Source organism: Comamonas sp. w2-DMI, from assembly GCF_040187735.1.
GTDB classification, from domain to species: domain Bacteria; phylum Pseudomonadota; class Gammaproteobacteria; order Burkholderiales; family Burkholderiaceae_C; genus Comamonas; species Comamonas terrae.
In genome coordinates, this window is sequence record NZ_JBANEL010000010.1 from 95,316 (window position 1) to 111,998 (window position 16,683).

The 16,683-nt window shown below is 68.2% G+C and carries 11 protein-coding genes; 5 read left to right on the forward strand and 6 right to left on the reverse strand.

Going from position 1 to position 16,683, the window contains the following annotated elements; genetic code table 11:
* Nucleotides 1-178: 178 nt before the first annotated feature.
* Together V8Z74_RS12515 and V8Z74_RS12520 are read left to right on the forward strand one after the other, a co-directional pair.
* Entirely contained in the window at nucleotides 179-706 is a 528-nt protein-coding gene (locus V8Z74_RS12515) for an Lrp/AsnC family transcriptional regulator (RefSeq protein WP_349709518.1), read from the forward strand.
* A gap of 118 nt (nucleotides 707-824) precedes the next feature.
* Nucleotides 825-2,630 (forward strand): MFS transporter, encoded by a 1,806-nt coding sequence (locus V8Z74_RS12520; protein WP_349709519.1) that lies wholly within the window; start codon nucleotides 825-827, stop codon nucleotides 2,628-2,630.
* A gap of 149 nt (nucleotides 2,631-2,779) precedes the next feature.
* Here V8Z74_RS12520 and mltA read toward each other — a convergent pair whose 3' ends face one another.
* Nucleotides 2,780-3,952 carry a murein transglycosylase A gene (mltA, locus tag V8Z74_RS12525; protein WP_349709520.1) on the reverse strand — a complete coding sequence of 391 codons (1,173 nt, stop codon included), beginning with the start codon at nucleotides 3,950-3,952 and terminating at the stop codon, nucleotides 2,780-2,782.
* On the opposite strand from mltA, the gene V8Z74_RS12530 reads away from it, so the two are divergent.
* Together V8Z74_RS12530 and V8Z74_RS12535 are read left to right on the forward strand one after the other, a co-directional pair.
* The gene (locus V8Z74_RS12530; RefSeq protein WP_349709521.1) at nucleotides 3,951-4,115 is read left to right on the forward strand and encodes a hypothetical protein; all 165 of its coding nucleotides are present in this window, start codon (nucleotides 3,951-3,953) and stop codon (nucleotides 4,113-4,115) included. The genes mltA and V8Z74_RS12530 overlap by 2 nt on opposite strands.
* Nucleotides 4,116-4,306: 191 nt before the next feature.
* Complete coding sequence (locus V8Z74_RS12535; RefSeq protein ID WP_066474257.1) at nucleotides 4,307-4,963, forward strand: YiaD family glycine zipper/OmpA-like lipoprotein; 657 nt, start codon at nucleotides 4,307-4,309, stop codon at nucleotides 4,961-4,963.
* Between the two features lie 106 nt (nucleotides 4,964-5,069).
* Here V8Z74_RS12535 and V8Z74_RS12540 read toward each other — a convergent pair whose 3' ends face one another.
* The 5 genes from V8Z74_RS12540 to V8Z74_RS12560 all read right to left on the reverse strand — a co-directional run bounded on the left by V8Z74_RS12540 (nucleotide 5,070) and on the right by V8Z74_RS12560 (nucleotide 13,702).
* Nucleotides 5,070-5,708 (reverse strand): LysE family translocator, encoded by a 639-nt coding sequence (locus V8Z74_RS12540; RefSeq protein ID WP_349709522.1) that lies wholly within the window; start codon nucleotides 5,706-5,708, stop codon nucleotides 5,070-5,072.
* Nucleotides 5,709-5,862: 154 nt separating this feature from the next.
* A complete protein-coding gene (locus V8Z74_RS12545) occupies nucleotides 5,863-6,492 on the reverse strand; it encodes a response regulator transcription factor (RefSeq protein WP_066474252.1) in 630 nt (209 codons plus the stop codon).
* Nucleotides 6,493-6,588: 96 nt separating this feature from the next.
* Complete coding sequence (locus V8Z74_RS12550; RefSeq protein ID WP_083526568.1) at nucleotides 6,589-8,550, reverse strand: two-component system sensor histidine kinase NtrB; 1,962 nt, start codon at nucleotides 8,548-8,550, stop codon at nucleotides 6,589-6,591.
* 110 nt (nucleotides 8,551-8,660) lie between these two features.
* On the reverse strand, nucleotides 8,661-9,476 hold the full coding sequence (locus V8Z74_RS12555) for a carbon-nitrogen hydrolase family protein (protein ID WP_349709523.1): 816 nt from the start codon (nucleotides 9,474-9,476) through the stop codon (nucleotides 8,661-8,663).
* On the reverse strand, nucleotides 9,473-13,702 hold the full coding sequence (locus tag V8Z74_RS12560) for a YhdP family protein (protein WP_349709524.1): 4,230 nt from the start codon (nucleotides 13,700-13,702) through the stop codon (nucleotides 9,473-9,475). The genes V8Z74_RS12555 and V8Z74_RS12560 overlap by 4 nt, the downstream gene beginning before the upstream one ends.
* 132 nt (nucleotides 13,703-13,834) lie before the next feature.
* Here V8Z74_RS12560 and glnE point away from each other — a divergent pair, with 132 nt between their 5' ends.
* The gene (gene glnE, locus V8Z74_RS12565; RefSeq protein WP_349709525.1) at nucleotides 13,835-16,612 is read left to right on the forward strand and encodes a bifunctional [glutamate--ammonia ligase]-adenylyl-L-tyrosine phosphorylase/[glutamate--ammonia-ligase] adenylyltransferase; all 2,778 of its coding nucleotides are present in this window, start codon (nucleotides 13,835-13,837) and stop codon (nucleotides 16,610-16,612) included.
* Nucleotides 16,613-16,683: the final 71 nt, after the last annotated feature.

A 16,683-nucleotide genomic window follows, 5' to 3' on the forward strand; every position in this document is an offset into this window, starting at 1 on the left:
TGGTGTGTGGCCGTGCGTCGCAGGGCCGGAGATCCCGGCCGCGATACGCGCAAGACTCGTTTGTCATTGGTAATGAATCGCCGATTTCCAGTGTATTCAGTCTTGCCGGATAGGTCTTTTCTTTCTTTGCTTGATTTCGGCTATTCTGAGAAAGATTCTTTCTCTAAGGTGCCATTTTGTGAACGATCTGGATAAATTCGACATCGCCATCCTCGCGCATCTGCAGGCCGATGCGCGCCTGACCAACGCCGAACTGGCCCAGCGCGTGGGCCTGTCGGCCGCACCCTGCTGGCGCCGCGTGCGCGCGCTGGAGGAGGCCGGCTACATCCGCGGCTACCATGCCGACATCGACCGCCACAAGATCGGCCTGGGCGTGCTGGCCTTCGTGCGGCTGGACGCCGTGCAGACCGCCGGGGCGCTGACGCAGGAAATGGAGGAGGCCATCCGCAAGCTGCCCGAGGTCGTGTCCTGCCACTACATCAGCGGCACCGGCACCTTCGAGCTGCAGGTGGTGGCCCGCGACCTGGACAGCTTTGCCCAGTTCGCGCGCAACACCCTGCTGAACCTGCCCAATGTGAAGGACATGCAGACCAGCTTCTCGCTGGGCGAGATCAAGTCCAGCGCGGCGCTGCCGCTGGCCCATCTGGGGCTCATGGCCGGGCAGGCGCCCGATGCGGCGGGGCCGCGGGGCAAGCCGGCCGGCTGAGGTTTGCTATTGAAAAAATAGCGACAGGCGCTTGTTGCAAGAGGGCTGCATGCCTGTTTTTGCAAATGCGGTCACCCGTTGGTTCACATCGGAACTTTTGCCCGCAAAATGTGGCTGAATGGCCGACGATCATCTTTCCCCACCCCTAGCGCCGCAGGCTGACGATGCCGCCGGCCCCAGCCACCCGCCGCCTGCCGCGCCCGGTGCTGGCGCCGCCGGAGAGGCCGGCATCGGCGCGCCGGGCACGCTGCTGGAAGACCCTTCGGGCATGACCCCGGGCGATGTGGCCGGGGCCGCGCAGGCCGCGGCCGAAAGCCACAAGAGCCAGCAGGCGCAGAAGGCGGCCAGCGCGGTCTGGGCGCCGCTGTCCACGCCCACCTTCCGCATGCTGTGGCTGATCTGGATGGCGGCCAATACCTGCATGTGGATGAACGACGTGGCGGCGGCCTGGCTGATGACCTCGCTGACCACCTCGCCCGTGCTGGTGGCCCTGGTGCAGTCGGCCTCCACGCTGCCGGTGTTCCTGCTGGGCCTGCCCAGCGGCGCGCTGGCCGACATCCTGGACCGGCGCCGCTACTTCATCGTCACCCAGTTCTGGGTGGCCGCCGTGGCGCTGGTGCTGTGCCTGGCCGTGCTTTCGGGCCGCATGACGGCCCACATCCTGCTGGCGCTGACCTTTGCCAACGGCATCGGCCTGGCCATGCGCTGGCCGGTGTTCTCGGCGCTGATTCCCGAGCTGGTGCCCAAGCACCACCTGCCCTCGGCCATGGCGCTCAACGCCGTGGCCATGAACGCCTCGCGCATCATCGGCCCGCTGGTGGCCGGCGCCCTCATCGCCAGCCTGGGCAGTGCCTGGGTGTTCGTGCTCAACGCGGCGCTGTCCATCGTGTCGGGCTTCGTGCTGATCCGCTGGAAGCGCAAGCACCACGAGAACCCGCTGGGCCGCGAGCGCCTGCCCTCGGCCATGCGCGTGGGCCTGCAGTTCGTCAAGGAGTCGCCGCGCATGCACGCGGTGCTGGCGCGCACCGTGGCCTTCTTCCTGCAGTCCACGGCCGTCATGGCCCTGCTGCCGCTGACGGCCCAGCGCCTGCACGGCCCGGCGGCCGACGGCGGGGGCGCCAACACCTTCACGCTGCTGCTGGCCTCCATGGGCGCGGGCGCCATCGTCGGCGCGCTGTTCCTGCCGCGGCTGCGCCAGGCCTTTGCCAAGGAGCGGCTGGTGCTGCTGGGCGCGGCCGTGCAGGGCCTGGCCACGCTGATCGTGGCGCTGGCGCCCAATGTCTATGTGGCCGTGCCCGCCATGATGCTGGCCGGCATGGCGCTGATCTCCACGGCCAACACGCTGGGCGTCTCGGCCCAGATGGCGCTGCCCAACTGGGTGCGGGCGCGCGGCATGTCCATCTACCAGATGTCCATCATGGGCGGCACGGCCGCGGGGGCGGCGCTCTGGGGACAGGTGGCCAGCCTGCTGAGCGTGCAGGCCAGTCTGATGCTGGCGGCGGCCTTCGGCCTGCTGTCCATGCTGGCGGTGCAGCGGCTGATCCGCGACCGCCAGATCGAGGAGGACCTGAGCCCGTCCAAGGCCATCAAGCGTCCCGTGGTCGACGTGCCGCCCGAGGCCGGCCGCGTGGTGGTGACCATCGAATACCACATCGATCCCGCGCGGGCCGCGGAATTCCGCGCGCTGATGCAGGAGAGCCGGCGCAGCCGCATGCGCCAGGGCGCGCTGTCCTGGCACCTGCTGCACAGCATGAGCCATCCGGAGCGCTATGTGGAGCAGATCACCGACGAATCCTGGACTGAGCATCTGCGCCGCTTCGACCGCGTGACGGCCGCCGACGTGGCGCTGCGCGACCGCAAGCTGGCCTTCCACCAGGGCAAGGAGCCGCCGCTGGTGCAGCGCTATTTCGCGGATACGCAGTAGCAGGCGGCAGGGGCTCAAGGACTCCCAAAAAAAGAGCTGCCCTCGCAGTCTGCATAAAGACTTCAGACATATAGCTGTCTGGAAGCAATACGCAGGAAGCGATGGCAGCTCTCTTTTTTGCTGCGCTGCGGCCGGCAGCGCACCGGGCTTCACTTCAGATGCGGAGCCTGCCCCACCTGGCTGCGCGGCCACAGCGCCCACAGGCGCAGGTTCTGCTTCACGCGGCCTGCCAGGTCGCCGGCCTCCTGGCCCCAGCCCATGAAGAAATCGGCGCGCACGGCGCCCAGGATGGCGCTGCCCGTGTCCTGGGCGAACACCAGGCGATTCAGCGCCACCGTGGGGCCGGGCGAGGACAGCCACACCGGCGTGCCGTAGGGAATGCTGTTGCGGTCCACGGCGATCGAGCGGCCGGGCGTCAGCGCCACGCCCTGCGCGCCCTTGGGGCCGAAGGCCACATCCAGGCCCTCCAGCGGCTCCTCGCGGAAGAACACATAGCGCGGATTGCTCCACAGCATTTCGTTCACGCGCCCGGGATTGGCGGCGATCCAGGCGCTGATGCCGGGCCAGGTCGCGTCGCGCACCAGGCCCTGGTCCAGCAGCCAGCGGCCCACGCTCTTGTAGGGCTGGTCGTTGGTGCCCGCAAAGGCCACGCGGATCAGGTGCTGGCGCCCGTCCGGCTCGGTGATGTTGAGCCGGCCCGAGCCCTGGATGTGCAGGATCAGCGCGTCCACGGGATCGCGCAGCCAGGCGATGGCGCGGCCGGCCAGCGCGGCCTGGGCTTCGGGCAGGGTCTCGATCTGCTGGCGCGTGTACCAGGGCTTGCGCTTGCCCAGGCCCAGCGGCGTCTGGTACAGCGGCACGTTGTAGCCGTTGCCGGGTATGCGCTGGGCATCGAACATGGGCTCGTAGTAGGAGGTCAGCAGGCCGTCGGGGCCGCCGCCCACGGCCTCGAGGCGGTAGGGCTGCAGCTTTTCCATCAGCCAGCTGCGCTGCGCATCCTCGTCGGCGATGCTGAGCTGGCGCACCTCGCGGCACAGTCCGGCGAACACGGTATTGGGCCGCTCGCAGTTCTTGATCCAGGCATTCCAGGCCTCGCTGAACGAGTCCTGCTGCACGCCCGGCAGCTCGCTCCAGTCCACGGCCACCCAGCGGCTCTTGGTGGGCGTGTTCGTGGCCAGCGGCGGGCGGGCGGCCGCGCCGCCGCCGTGCGGCTGCAGCTCGGGAACCGGCGAAGGATCGTGCTGTTGCTTGGTGGTGGTGCAGGCCACCAGGGTCCCTACAATCAGCGCCATCAAGGCATGGCGCAGGAGATGGAAATTCATGGTTCTGATTTTGCTTGAAGCGCTGCTGGCGTTGGCGATTCTGGTCGCTATTGTGTGGTGGACCATGTTTTCCGGTCGGCACAAGGGGGAGTTGCCGGCCGCTGCGCGCGATGCCGCCGAGCAGAAGCCGGAGGACGGGCAGCCGCCCCGGCCGCGCCCCTGAACGGCCAGGGCCGGCCGCCCGCTTGCCTCTGGCGGCAGTGACAATGTTTTGCAACCCGCGGCGGGGCCGGCGGGTGCAGTCCTACGAACTTGCCTTGTGACCGCTGATACGCTTGCTGCGGCTGAACTTCAACAATGAAAGCCGTTTCCCGAACCCGGTTTCCGGGAATGTTTACGAAAAAGGAGTTTTCTATGCGCAAGCAACTGGCTCTGACGGCCGCTCTGGCCTCCGCATTGTTCATCTCGGGCTGCGCGAACATGGACGGCATGTCCGACACCACGCGCCGCACGGCCACCGGCGCGGGCGTGGGCGCGCTGGGCGGCGCGGCCATCGGCGCCATCGCGGGCGGCCATGCCGGCAAGGGCGCGCTGATCGGCGCGGGCGTGGGTGCCCTGGGCTCCTACATCTGGTCGCAGAACCTCGAAAAGCAAAAGCGCGAAATGGAAGCCGCGACCCAGGGCACGGGCGTGGGCGTGTCCCAGACGGCGGACAACCAGCTCAAGCTGGACATCCCGAGCGACATCTCGTTCGACACGGGCCGTGCCGACATCAAGAGCAACTTCGCCCCCATCCTGGACCGCTTCGCCGACGGCCTGCGCAACAATCCGAATGCCGAGGTGCGCATCATCGGCCACACCGACAGCACCGGCTCCGATGCGATCAACGACCCCCTGTCGCTGCAGCGCGCCGAGAGCACGCGCAACTACCTGACTTCGCGCGGCGTCGGCGGCACCCGCATCCAGGTGCAGGGCATGGGCTCGCGCCAGCCGATCGCCTCCAACAACACGGCCGAAGGCCGCGCCCGCAACCGCCGCGTGGAAATCTACGTGGGCGAACGTGCCCAGTAAGCGCCAAGCGTGCCAATACGACAAGCCCCGCTTCAGGCGGGGCTTTTTTGCTTTGCAGGGGGATTCCAGCCGTGTCGTATTCAGCCGCCCCGGCGGGCCTTGCCGGTCACGCCAGCCTGTGCCGTGTCTTCAGCAGGCTCAGGCCCAGTGCAGTGAAGGTGCCGCCCACGATGCGGTTGAATAGCTTGGCACGCGCGGCCACATGGTCCTTGACCAGCGAAATAAGCACCACGTAGAAAGCATGCGCGATCAACGCGCAGACCGCAAATGTCGTGGTCAGCAGCAGGTACTGCGTGAACAGGGATGCTTCGGGCACGATGAACTGCGGGAACAGGGCCGAGAAGAACAGGATCGATTTGGGGTTTGTCAGCGACACGCCCAGACCCTGCCACACCAACTCCCGGTTCCTGCGCTCGCGCCGCTGCGCAGGCGCCAGGCCCGCAGCGCTGCCGAGCAGGCCCTCCTTGCTGCGCCAGCGTTTGATGCCCAGCCAGATCAGGTACATCGCGCCGGCCACTTTCATCGCCAGGAACGCATTTGCCGACATGCGCAGTATGGTCCCCATGCCGATCATCGCCAGCGCGGAAACAACGAAGATGCCCGCCGAACTGCCCAGCGAGCTGAATGCGGTCCGCCTTGCCCCCACCTCCACCGAGTTCGAGATGGCCAGCAGCACGGCCGGTCCGGGAGTGAAGCACATCAGCAGCGAGACGCCGCAGAAAACAAGCCAGTGGGCGATGGACATGGTCGGGGAATATTCAGTTGCAGTAGACAGCGCGTATTTTCGTTGCGTTGTGAGGCATCCAGCCCCGCCCGCCGCCCTTCCTCTGCATTATTCCCGGCTCTGCGGACCCCAAGGACCTGGAGCGCCCGCCAGGCGCCGGCGCACGTACGGCACCTCAGTGGGCATTTCTCAGCAGGTTGGCCAGTTCCACGGCCGACTTGACCTGCATCTTGTCGAAGACGCGCGCGCGATGCACTTCCACGGTGCGCACGCTGATGTCGAGCTGGTCGGCAATCAGCTTGTTGGGCACGCCTTCGACGACCAGGCGCATCACGTCCTGCTCGCGCTCGGTGAGTTCGCCCAGGCGCTTGCGCACGGCTTCGCTCGCATGGCGCGCTTCCAGGTGCCTGGCCGAGACGGCCAGCGCCTGCTCGATGCGGTCGACCAGGGCATTGTCGGAAAACGGCTTCTCGCAGAAATCGAAGGCGCCGCGCTTGACGGTATCCACCGCGGTCGGCACGTCGGCATGGCCGGTCAGGAAGATCACCGGCATGGTGTCCGTCTGGCCGCGCTCGAGCATGAGGTTGAACAGGGCCAGCCCGCTCATGCCGCCCATGCGCATGTCCAGCAGCAGGCAGCTTGGGCGCGTGACCTGGGGCCGGGACTGCAGCATGGCTTCGAAGGCTTCGGCGCTGTCATAGCATTCGCTGAGCAGGCGGCGCGAGCGCAGCAGCCAGGCCAGCGCGTCGCGCACGCTGGCATCGTCGTCCACGATATAGACGGTAGCGTCGGGTACAGGTTCCATGAAGACTCCACGGGCTGGCGCAAATTCGATGGGGCAAGGCGCCTGCTCAAGGCATGGCGCTTGTGCGTTCTCGTCTGCGCGAGTCCTAACTCGTTTCTACTCGCAGTGCGCCGGCAGCGTGAACACGAACTCCGTGCCCTGCGGGTGGTTGGGGCGGTGGACCAGGCGTCCGCCATGCTGTTCCACGACAGTGCGGCACAGGCTCAGGCCCAGCCCCATGCCTTCCGCCCGCGTGGTGAAAAAGGGCGTGAACAGCTGGCTGGCCACCTCGGGAGAGATGCCGACGCCGCAGTCCGCCACGGAAAATTCTACCCAACGCTGGCCGTAGCTCTCCAGGCCGCGTGCCTGCAGTGTCAGCACGCGGGCCGGAGTCTGCAGCGAATCCATGGCCTGCATGCCGTTGCGCGCCAGGTTGAGCAATACCTGCTCGACCATGGTGGGATCGCACAGCACGGGCGGCAGCCGCGGCTCGATCTCGGTGCGCACCTGCACCCCGAGCTTGTGGGCCTGCAGGTTCACCAGGGGCTGGACGGCCTCGAACAGCTCGGCCGCGGAGATGACTTCGCGCGACTGGTCGCGCCGGCGCACGAAGTCGCGCACGCTCTTGATCACGCGGCCCGCGCGCTCGGCCTGGATGCCGATCTGCTCCAGGGCCATGCGCAGGTCCTGCTGCTGGACCTGCAGCTGCTGCAGCGCATGGGCCGGATCGGGCAGGGTGTGCGAGAGCATGTTGAGCGAGCCCGTGGCATAGCTGGAGATCGCGGCCAGCGGCTGGGTGAGCTCATGGCTGAGCAGCGAAGCCATCTCGCCCACGGTGGCCAGTCGCGCGGTGGCCTGCAGGCGTTCCTGCGAGGCGCGCGAGAGCTCTTCCATGCGGCGCTGCTCGCTGATGTCGATGAAGGCGCTCATCCAGCCCGTGTGCATGCCCTGGGCATTGATCAGCGGGGCTTCGAAGATCAGCACCGGGAAGCGCGAGCCGTCCTTGCGCATGAAGACGCTTTCATGGCCTTCGCGCGGCGGCGGCGAGGCGCCCGAGAGGCGGTTGTCGCGGCGCTGGGCATACTCCTCGGCCAGCTCCGGCGGCCAGTAGGGCGCGACGTTCAGGCCCAGCAGCTCCTCGGCCGTGAAGCCCACCATGTTGCAGAAGGCCGGGTTGACATAGGTGATGTAGCCCTGCAGGTCGCGTGCGCGCATGCCGGTGACCAGGGAGTCCTCCATGGCCTTGCGAAAGGCCAGCGCATCGCCCAGGTCGCGCTCGGCGCGCAGGCGCCGCCGGTTGTCGCGCACCAGCACCACGACCACGGAGACCAGCGCGATCGACATCAGCGTGACCAGGGCCGTCATCACATTGGGGAAGACGCTGGGCGCGCGGTGCCAGCTGTCCATGCGCAGCACCAGCGTGTTGCCGGGCAGGTCCAGCAGCTGCTGGGACGTGAACATGCGCGAGCCGCGCCAGGCCGCGCCCACCAGGGCCAGGCGCGTGCCGTCCGGCTCGGTGAAGGAAACCTCCTGCGTGCGCGGCAGGGTCTTGCCCACCTGGGCCATCAGAATGCCCTGCAGGCTGTAGGTGCCGATCACATAGCCCACCAGATGGCCGTTTTGCGTCTGCGGCAGGCAGACGTCCATGGTTTCGGTGCCCAGGCCTTCGCCCAGCAGCTGGAAGTGGCTGGGCGAATAAGAGGGGCCGTTGAGCCGGCGCGCATGGGTGCAGGTCAGCGAGGACTCGGGCAGCATGCCGTCGCCGTGGCCATGGTCGTCCCAGTTGATGGAGCGGTAAGGCGTTTCCGCGTGGGCGCGCAGGCGCAGATCGGTGCTGCGCCACTCGATGCGCATGAGTTCGCGCCGCACCTGCAGGATCTCGGCGGCGCGGATCTTCCAGGCCGCGATATCGTCGTCGGCCGCGTTGAGCGCCTGCAGGTCCTGCAGATTGCGGTTGAGCGCCACGCGGATGTCGCCAGTGGCATTGATGGTGTCGCGCTCGAGCTTGTCCTGCACCTGGGAGGCTTCGTAGCGCCCGGCCAGCCAGACCATGGTCACCAGCATGCTGGCGACCAGCATCACCAGCAGGCTCCACAGCGACCAGCGGCGCCAGGCCTGGCGCCAGCGGCGCCACGGCCAGCGGGAGAAGGGCTCGGTTTCCGGTCCGGAAGAGAAAGGGGAGGAGAGGCTCACAGCACGCGATGGGTCAAAGCCGGCAATTGTTGCCGCAATTGCCGCAGGCGTTCATGGCTCAGCTCGCCCAGGGCAATGCCGGGGCCGCAGGCCTGCAGTGCCTGCACCTCGCCCCAGGGGTCGACCAGCATGCTGTGGCCCCAGGTGCGCCGGCCGTTCTCGTGCACGCCGCCCTGTCCGGGCGCCAGCACATAGGCGAGGTTCTCCACAGCGCGGGCGCGCAGCAGCGTTTCCCAGTGGGCCTGGCCCGTGGTGTGGGTGAAGGCGCTGGGCACCAGCAGCACATCGGCCCCCTGGGCGCTGAGCGCGCGGTAGAGCTCGGGAAAGCGCAGGTCGTAGCAGACGCTCAGCCCCAGGCGCCAGACTGCGCCGCCGCGCGCCCGCACGTCGCAGACCACGGGCCGGCTGCCGGCCTGCACGGTAGCCGCCTCTTCGTAGCGCTCCTTGCCGTTCTCGAAATGGAACAGGTGGATCTTGTCGTAGCGCGCCGCGCACTCGCCCTGCGGCGAAAACAGCAGGCTGCTGTTGAGCGCATGGCCGTCGTCATCGGCAGCCAGCGGCACGGTGCCTCCCAGCACCCACAGCTGCAGTTCGCGTGCGGCCTGGGCCAGAAAATCCTGGATCGGGCCCTGGCCGAAGCTCTCGCGCACGGCAAGCTTGTCCGTGTCCCGTCGCCCCATGGCACAGAAATATTCGGGCAGGGCCACGAGTTCGGCCCCCAGCGCGGCCGCCTGCTGCATCAACAGCCTGGCCTGCGCCAGATTGCGCTGGACATCCAGGCCGGACACCATTTGTAGGGCTGCAATCTTCATGGGTTCTCCTTGGCTTCGGTACCGGCGGGGCTGGCCGGGGTTTCGGCGGCGGGCCGTCCCGGCTCGGGCATCTTCGCATTGCTGCCCGATTCGTCCAGAGGGGAACCGTCGGCCGCTCCCTTCTTCAAGGCGCGGCGCGGCAGTTCCACCACCTGCGGGTCGTCCCAGCTGCCGCGGATCTGGAATTCCTTGGTATTGGCCGCGATCAGCGGGCCGCGCAGGATCATCTGGGCCAGGAAGCTGCTCAGGCCCACCACGGGGTTGATGGCGGTTGCCACCAGCGAGGCGGTCATGGCATTGATTTCGGGCACCACCACGACATGCAGGTCCTGGGTTTCCTTGTCGATGTCGGCCGAGCCTTCCATCAGCACGGCGGCATTGACGCCCTTCATCTGCATGTTGTTGGTGCGGGCCATGCCTTTCTGGATCTGCACGTCGCCGCGCATGAAGTCGAACGAAAAACCGTTGCGGAAGACGTCGCGGAAGTCCAGCGTGAGGCGCCGCGGCAGGGCCTGCAGGCTCAGCACGCCCAGCAGCTTGGCCAGGCCGGGATCCGCCTTGAGGAATTGGCCCTTCTGCACATCCACATGGACGGTGCCGGACATGGTCCTGAAGTCGGGCGTGATGGGCGAGCCCGACCAGGCGATGTCGCCCTGCAGGCTGCCCTGGCCGTTGGCGACCACGCCGGGCATGTCGAAGCGCCTCAGCAGCTGCCCGACGTCGCGCAGCGCCAGCCGGAAGTGCAGCTGGGTATCGCCGGGATGGGCCTTGTCGCCATAGCGTATCGACCATTGGCCGTTGGCCGTGAGGCTCGCCTCGGCCGTGCTGATGTCGAAGCGCGACAGCTGCCACTGGCGGACCCCCGAGCTCTGGCCTGTGCTACCGGGCAGCAACTGGTTGCGTGCCTGCACTTCCAGGTGACCGAGCGAGCGGGCGCCCAGGCGGAAATCGTCCACGGAGATCTGCAGCGCCGGCAGCTCGCGTACCGCGGCATCCTGCTCGTTGACGAGGTCGAGGCCGCTTTCCGCATCGGGAATGGTCAGGCGCGAGAGCCTGGCGATGAGCTGGCCCGCGGGCTCCTGCGGCGATCCCTCGCGGTATTCGATGGTACCGGCCAGTTCGCGCGCGGTGATCTGGCTGCTCCAGGCCTTGCCGGCATGGCTGGTCAGCACGGCGACATCGTGCAGCTGGCGGCCGTGCAGCCGGAGTTCGCCGGCCTTGAGCTCCAGCTGCTGCGGCAGGTACTGGCGCATGTCGTCCATCGCGCTGCCGGGCTTGCCGCTGTCGGCGGCGGTGGGGCTTTCGCCGGCCAGGTCCTGCAGCAGATCGGTCCAGGCGTCTACGTCCAGCCGGGGTTGCTCCATGCGCGCCGCCAAGCCCTGCGGGGGCAGCTTGCCGGCGTCGGCCTGGGCTCCCGGGGCGAGTACATAGCTGCCGCGCTGCACCTGGGCACCGCCGTCCTGCAGTTTCCTGTCGATCAGTGCGGCACCTGCGTTGCCCCATTGCACGCTGAGCTGGTCCGCTTCGGCAGACAGCAGGCGGCGGCTGATGCGCACCGGCAGCGTTTCCTGGACCGGCTTGCCCAGCGGCGCCGGCAATTGCAGGCCCATGCCCTGCAGATCGCTCTGGAACGTGAATTCCGTGGCCTTGTGGATGTTCAGCTGCAGGCTGTAGCGGGCCTGGCCCTGCAGATGCTTCGCCATGCGGGCGAAGGGCCCCAGCTCCCTGGCTTCCTGAAGGCCCTTGGCCGTTGCCAAGCCCTGTACCTGGATCTGAATGGGCGTGGAGCTGCCGGCGGCAGCGTTGGCTGCGGGCTTCATGCCGCCTTCGATCCTCACGGCGCCGCCCAGCGCCCTGGCCTGCACTCCGGTCAGATTGAAGCCCGTCTCGGAAAACTGCACGGTGCCGCGCACCTGGCTCAGCAGGGGGACCTCGGGCATGAGCTGGATGGAGTTGCCGTTCAGCTCCACCGCGCCGCTGATCTTGCTGCGCTGCATGTGCGCCGTCGGCAGATGCAGCTTGAGCGCCAGTTTCGCCGGTCCGTCGCCACGGCTTTCATCGAGTGCGTGTTCGGTAAGGGCCGACAGCGCGGAAGCCTGGACGATGGCCAGCATGTCGTCCAGCGGGCCGTGGGCCCGGGCCTGGACTTCGACCTCGGTCTGGTTCCAGTCGTCCACGGCGGCCTGCGCCTCGTCCAGCGCCACGGCGCTGCCGCCCAGCATGCCCCTGGCCTTGCGCACATGCATGGAATTCTTGTCGAAGACCAGTTCCCCGGTGAGCTGGGTCAGGGCAGGCCAGGGCTTTTCGCCCGGCGACAGCAGATAGGCAGGCACGTACTGGTAGTGCACGTCGTGCACCCGGGCCTCGACATGGAAGTCGCCTCTGGCGCTGCCTTTTGGGCTGCCCTGGTGTGCCTTGTCGAACGGGAAATGCTCGAGGTCGCCTCTGACCCTGAAGTTCACCGCACTGGCCTGGCCGGCCGTGACGGCCTCGCGCACATAGCGGCGCGCATCGTCGCCCACTTCCAGCGGCAGGTAGCGATGGATGCGCGCGCCATTGGCCCGGCCGAGCTGGCCCTGCAGCTCCAGCAGGCCGGGGAAGCGGGGCTCGGCCGCGGTGCCAGCGCCGGTCTGCCACCGGGCCTGGAGCTGGCCCGCCGTATCGTCGTTGGCAAAGCGCAGCTGCGGCACCTGTACCTTGATCGTCCGGTCCTTGCCCTGTCCCTGCAGCTGCCACTGCACGGTGGCATCGAGCTCGTCCAGGGGGATGTCGGGATCTTCGAAGACACCGGGAAAGCTCAGCACGGCCTGCGGACTCTGGCTTGCCCGGCCGATCCGGGCACGGCCGCTGTCCTGGTCGAAGGCGAACTGGCCCGAAACGCCCTGGAAGCCCGGAACGCCGGTATGCCCGGGGCCCTGGTCCGACGGCTGGCCGCGCAGCTCCAGCTGCTCGAATTGGCCCGAGGCCTTGTAATGGGTGGGTGTATCGACGGGGCCGCGCCAGGACAGCTGCAGCTGGTGCAGCCGGCCCGAGGGTGCCAGGGCCTGCAGCTGCGTCTGCAGGGCCTGGGGAACGGGCAGCCGGCGCAGCACCTGGGAGGCAATGGCCAGGTCCAGGCCGTCGGCGCGCAATTCGCCGCGCTCGCCCTGCGGCCCTTGCTCGGAAGCCCCCGTGGGCTGGTAGCGGAGATTGAAGTCGCCGCGTGGCCAGTGCAGGCCGTCGCCCGTGGTGAAGCTCAGGCCCTGGACGGCCAGCTGGTAGCCGTCCTGGCTTCTGGCGCTAAGGCGGCCCTGCAGCGATTGCAGCTGCAGCGGCTGGGGCTTGTCCTTCCACTGCAGCTGCAGCGCCTCGATGGCCAGGTCGGCCACCGTGCCCACCGGCTGGCCGCGGCTGACTTCCACCCAGGCGCGCACCGAGCCCTTGCCCTGCTGCAGCTTCCAGTCCTGGGGTTCCAGGTACTGCCCGAGCTGGGACAGGTCTACCTGCGCAAAGTCCATGAAGGCCTGACCGCTCCAGCGCTCGATCCGCCCCTCGTGCACGGAAAGCAGGGGTTCCCTGAAGCGCCCCATCAGGCTGAAGCGGTGGCCCCAGGCTTCGGGCGGCGTGGCATCCAGGCGCAGCGAGTGGCTCCAGCCCTTGTTGCGCAGCACCAGATCCACATCGTGCAGCGCAAGCGGCGGGGCCTGGAGCTTTTCGTCGATCCATTGCACCGAACCGCGGCGCAGCGCAATCTCGGGCTGGGACAGAAACCAGTCCGCATGGTTGTTCTTGTCGGAACCGCTGGCGGTGACCGCAATGCCTGCCACGAAAATCTGACCGTCCGGCGCGCGCCGCACGGTCAGCTCGGGGGCTTCCACATAGATCTGCTCCACGCCCAGCGTGAGCAGCGAGCGGGCCGAGACGGCCACCACCACCCTGGCCAGGTGCAAGGCCTTGCCGCCGTTGGCCGGGTCGTGCAGCACCACGTCGGTGAGCTCGAAGGTGGGCACCAGCCCGTCGCGGCGGGCCGCCAGGGCTTCGATGGTCACAGGAATACCCAGAGCGCGTGAGGCCAGGGACTGCAGCTCGGGGCGCCATTCGCTGATTCGCGGCACAATCCAGAGATGGAGCCCTGCCCACACGGTGGCGGCGGCCAGCCACAAGGCCAGGACCAGTCCCAAAGACCACCGTGCCAAGCTGGCCAGCCTGTGGATCAGGCGAGTCGGGTGCGGTTTCGGTTCGATCATCTGTGGCTCAAGCAATGGCTGGAATTATGACCTTCCCCCCGAAGGCACAAGTGGTAACCATCGGTTGCCGCCCCGCCGATGCAAGCCGCGGTCATGTTTTTGCGGTCGGTATGCAATCCACAAAAGTAAGCAATGGCAGATAACGCCGTGAATGTTTCTTCCTCGGCCCGGTATTCACGCTTTTACCAGCGCCTGCATCGCCGGTATGACAGCTGGTTCGACGTGCTGCCGCCCGGCGCGCCTGACAAGGCGCTGATGGAGCAGGCCCTGGCCGGCCTGCAACAGCGCGGACTGGACCTGCCGGCCAGCCTGCGCGTGCTGCGCCAGCTGGTGGTGGAGCGCGCCATGGTGCTCGACTGCGAGCAGCAAGCGCCGCTGGGCGTGGTGACCCGCGCCGTGACCGAGCTGGCCGAGCTGGCGCTGGACCGGGCCTGCGCCCAGGCGCGCGCCGACCTGGATGCCCGCCATGGGGCTCCCCGGGGTCCGGACGGCCAGCCCGTGCAGCTGTGGGTGATCGGCATGGGCAAGCTCGGCGCGCGCGAGCTCAATGTCTCCAGCGACATCGACCTGATCTATGTTTACGAGCATGACGGCGAGACGGCAGGCCAGAGCGACGGCCGCGGCGTCATCTCTAACCACGAGTACTTCGCGCGCGTCGTCAAGGGCATCTACAGCCTGATCGGCGACACCACGGAGCACGGCTTTGTCTTTCGCGTGGACCTGGCCTTGCGGCCCAACGGCAATTCCGGCGCGGCCGCGGTGTCGCTGGCCTCGCTGGAGGAATACCTGCAGATCCACGGCCGCGAGTGGGAGCGCTTTGCCTGGCTCAAGAGCCGCGTCGTGGCCCCCTTGGCCTGCATACAGTCGCCCAATGTCCAGGCCTTGCGCGGCGTGGTGCTGCCCTTTGTGTTCCGCCGCTATCTCGATTACGCGGTGTTCGACGCGCTGCGCGTGCTGCACCGCCAGATCCGCGAGCATGCGGCCAAGCGCAGCGCCGGCCATCCGGAGCGCGCCAACGACGTGAAGCTGTCGCGCGGCGGCATCCGCGAGATCGAATTCATCGTGCAGCTGCTGCAGGTGGTGCGCGGCGGCCAGTTCCCCGAGCTGCGCTGCCGACCCACGCTGGAAGCCCTGCAGCGCCTGGCCCGCGCCGACCTCATGAGCCAGGACATCGCCCGGGCCCTTGGCGAGGCCTATACCTTCCTGCGCCGGGTGGAGCACCGTATCCAGTACCTGGACGACCAGCAGACCCATGTGCTGCCCACGCGCGACGACGACCTGCTGTGGATCGCGAAGACCATGGGCTATGCCGATGCCTGCGCCTTTCTGCACCAGCTCGACGAGCACCGCGAACTGGTGGCCCAGGAATTCGACACCCTGCTCGGCGGCGATGCGCCGCAATGCGGCAATGGCCGTTGCGGCACGGCCAGGACGGCCGCCGGCAGCGCGCCCACGCCGCGCGAGATCGAAGACCTGATCGAGCTGCTGCCGCCCGCGCTGGCCGGCCAGGTGGCCGACTGGCGCGGCAATGCGCGCATTGCCGGGCTGCGCGACGAGGCGCGCACACGCCTGTTCCGCCTGGTGGAGCGCACCTCCCAATGGGTGGAAGGCGGCCAGGTGTCCGAAGAAGCGGCCAAGCGCTTTCTGCAGTGGCTGGAGCCGCTGCTGCGCCGCGAAAGCTATCTGGCGCTGCTGCTGGAGCGCCCGGCCGTGCACGAGCGGCTGCTGCACCTGCTGGGCGCGGCCCGCTGGCCCGCGCGCTATCTGCAGCAGCATCCGGGCGTGATCGACGAGCTGGCCAGCGACGCCATCCTCAAGGAGCGCTTCGTCGCTGCCGACTTCGAGCACGAGCTCGCGCTGCGCTTGGCGGCGCTGCAGTCCACGGGCGAGGACGACGACGAGACCCTGCTCAACCTGCTGCGCCGCGCCCACCATGCCGAAGTCTTCCGCACGCTGGCGCGGGACGTGGAAGGCCGCATCACCGTGGAGCAGGTGGCCGACGACCTGAGTGCGCTGGCCGACAGCATCCTGCGCGTCACGGCCCAGTGGTGCTGGGCCCGGCTCAAGAACCGCCACCGCGATTCGCCGCAGTTCGGCATCATCGGCTACGGCAAGCTCGGGGGCAAGGAGCTGGGCTACGGCAGCGACCTGGACATCGTCTTCGTGTTCGACGACGAGGACGAGCGCGCGCCCGAGGTCTACGCGGCATTCGTGCGCAAGCTCATCAACTGGCTGACCGTGAAGACCGGCGAGGGCGACCTGTTCGAGATCGACACCGCGCTGCGCCCCAACGGCAACTCCGGCCTGCTGGTGACCAGCTTCGAGTCCTATGCGAACTACCAGCAGCGGCGCGGCAGCAATACCGCCTGGACGTGGGAGCACCAGGCCATGACGCGTGCGCGCTTTGTGCTTGGCAGCCCCGACTTTCCGCCGCCGCCGGGCCAGCCGCCCACGGACATGAAGCTGCGCGAGCGCTTCGATGCCGTGCGCGAGGCCGTGATCACCGCGCCCCGCGATGCGGCCGCCCTGCGCGCCGAGATCGTGGCCATGCGCGAGCGCGTGCGCAGCGCCCACCCCGTGCGCGGCGGCCTGTTCGACGTCAAGCACAGCCCGGGCGGCATGGTGGACGTGGAGTTCGCGGTGCAGTTTCTGGTGCTGTCGCAGTCGGCCGCGCATGCCGAGCTGATCGCCAATGTCGGCAACATCGCGCTGCTGCAGCGCGCCGAGGATGCGGGCCTGCTGCCTGCGGGCGTGGGCCACGCGGCGGCCAGGGCCTACCGCGAGCTGCGCCGCCTGCAGCATGTGGCGCGGCTGGACGAGCGTTCGGGCCAGTTGCCGCCCGAGCAGGCCGCGGCGCAGCGCGATGCGGTGCTGGCGCTATGGAATGCCGTGTTTGCAGCGAAAAAATGACAGCCCGCGCTCTTCACCGTGTGTGGCGTACGGGCTGCCCCACTTTCCATCCTTGGGCGGCCCGGCGATGA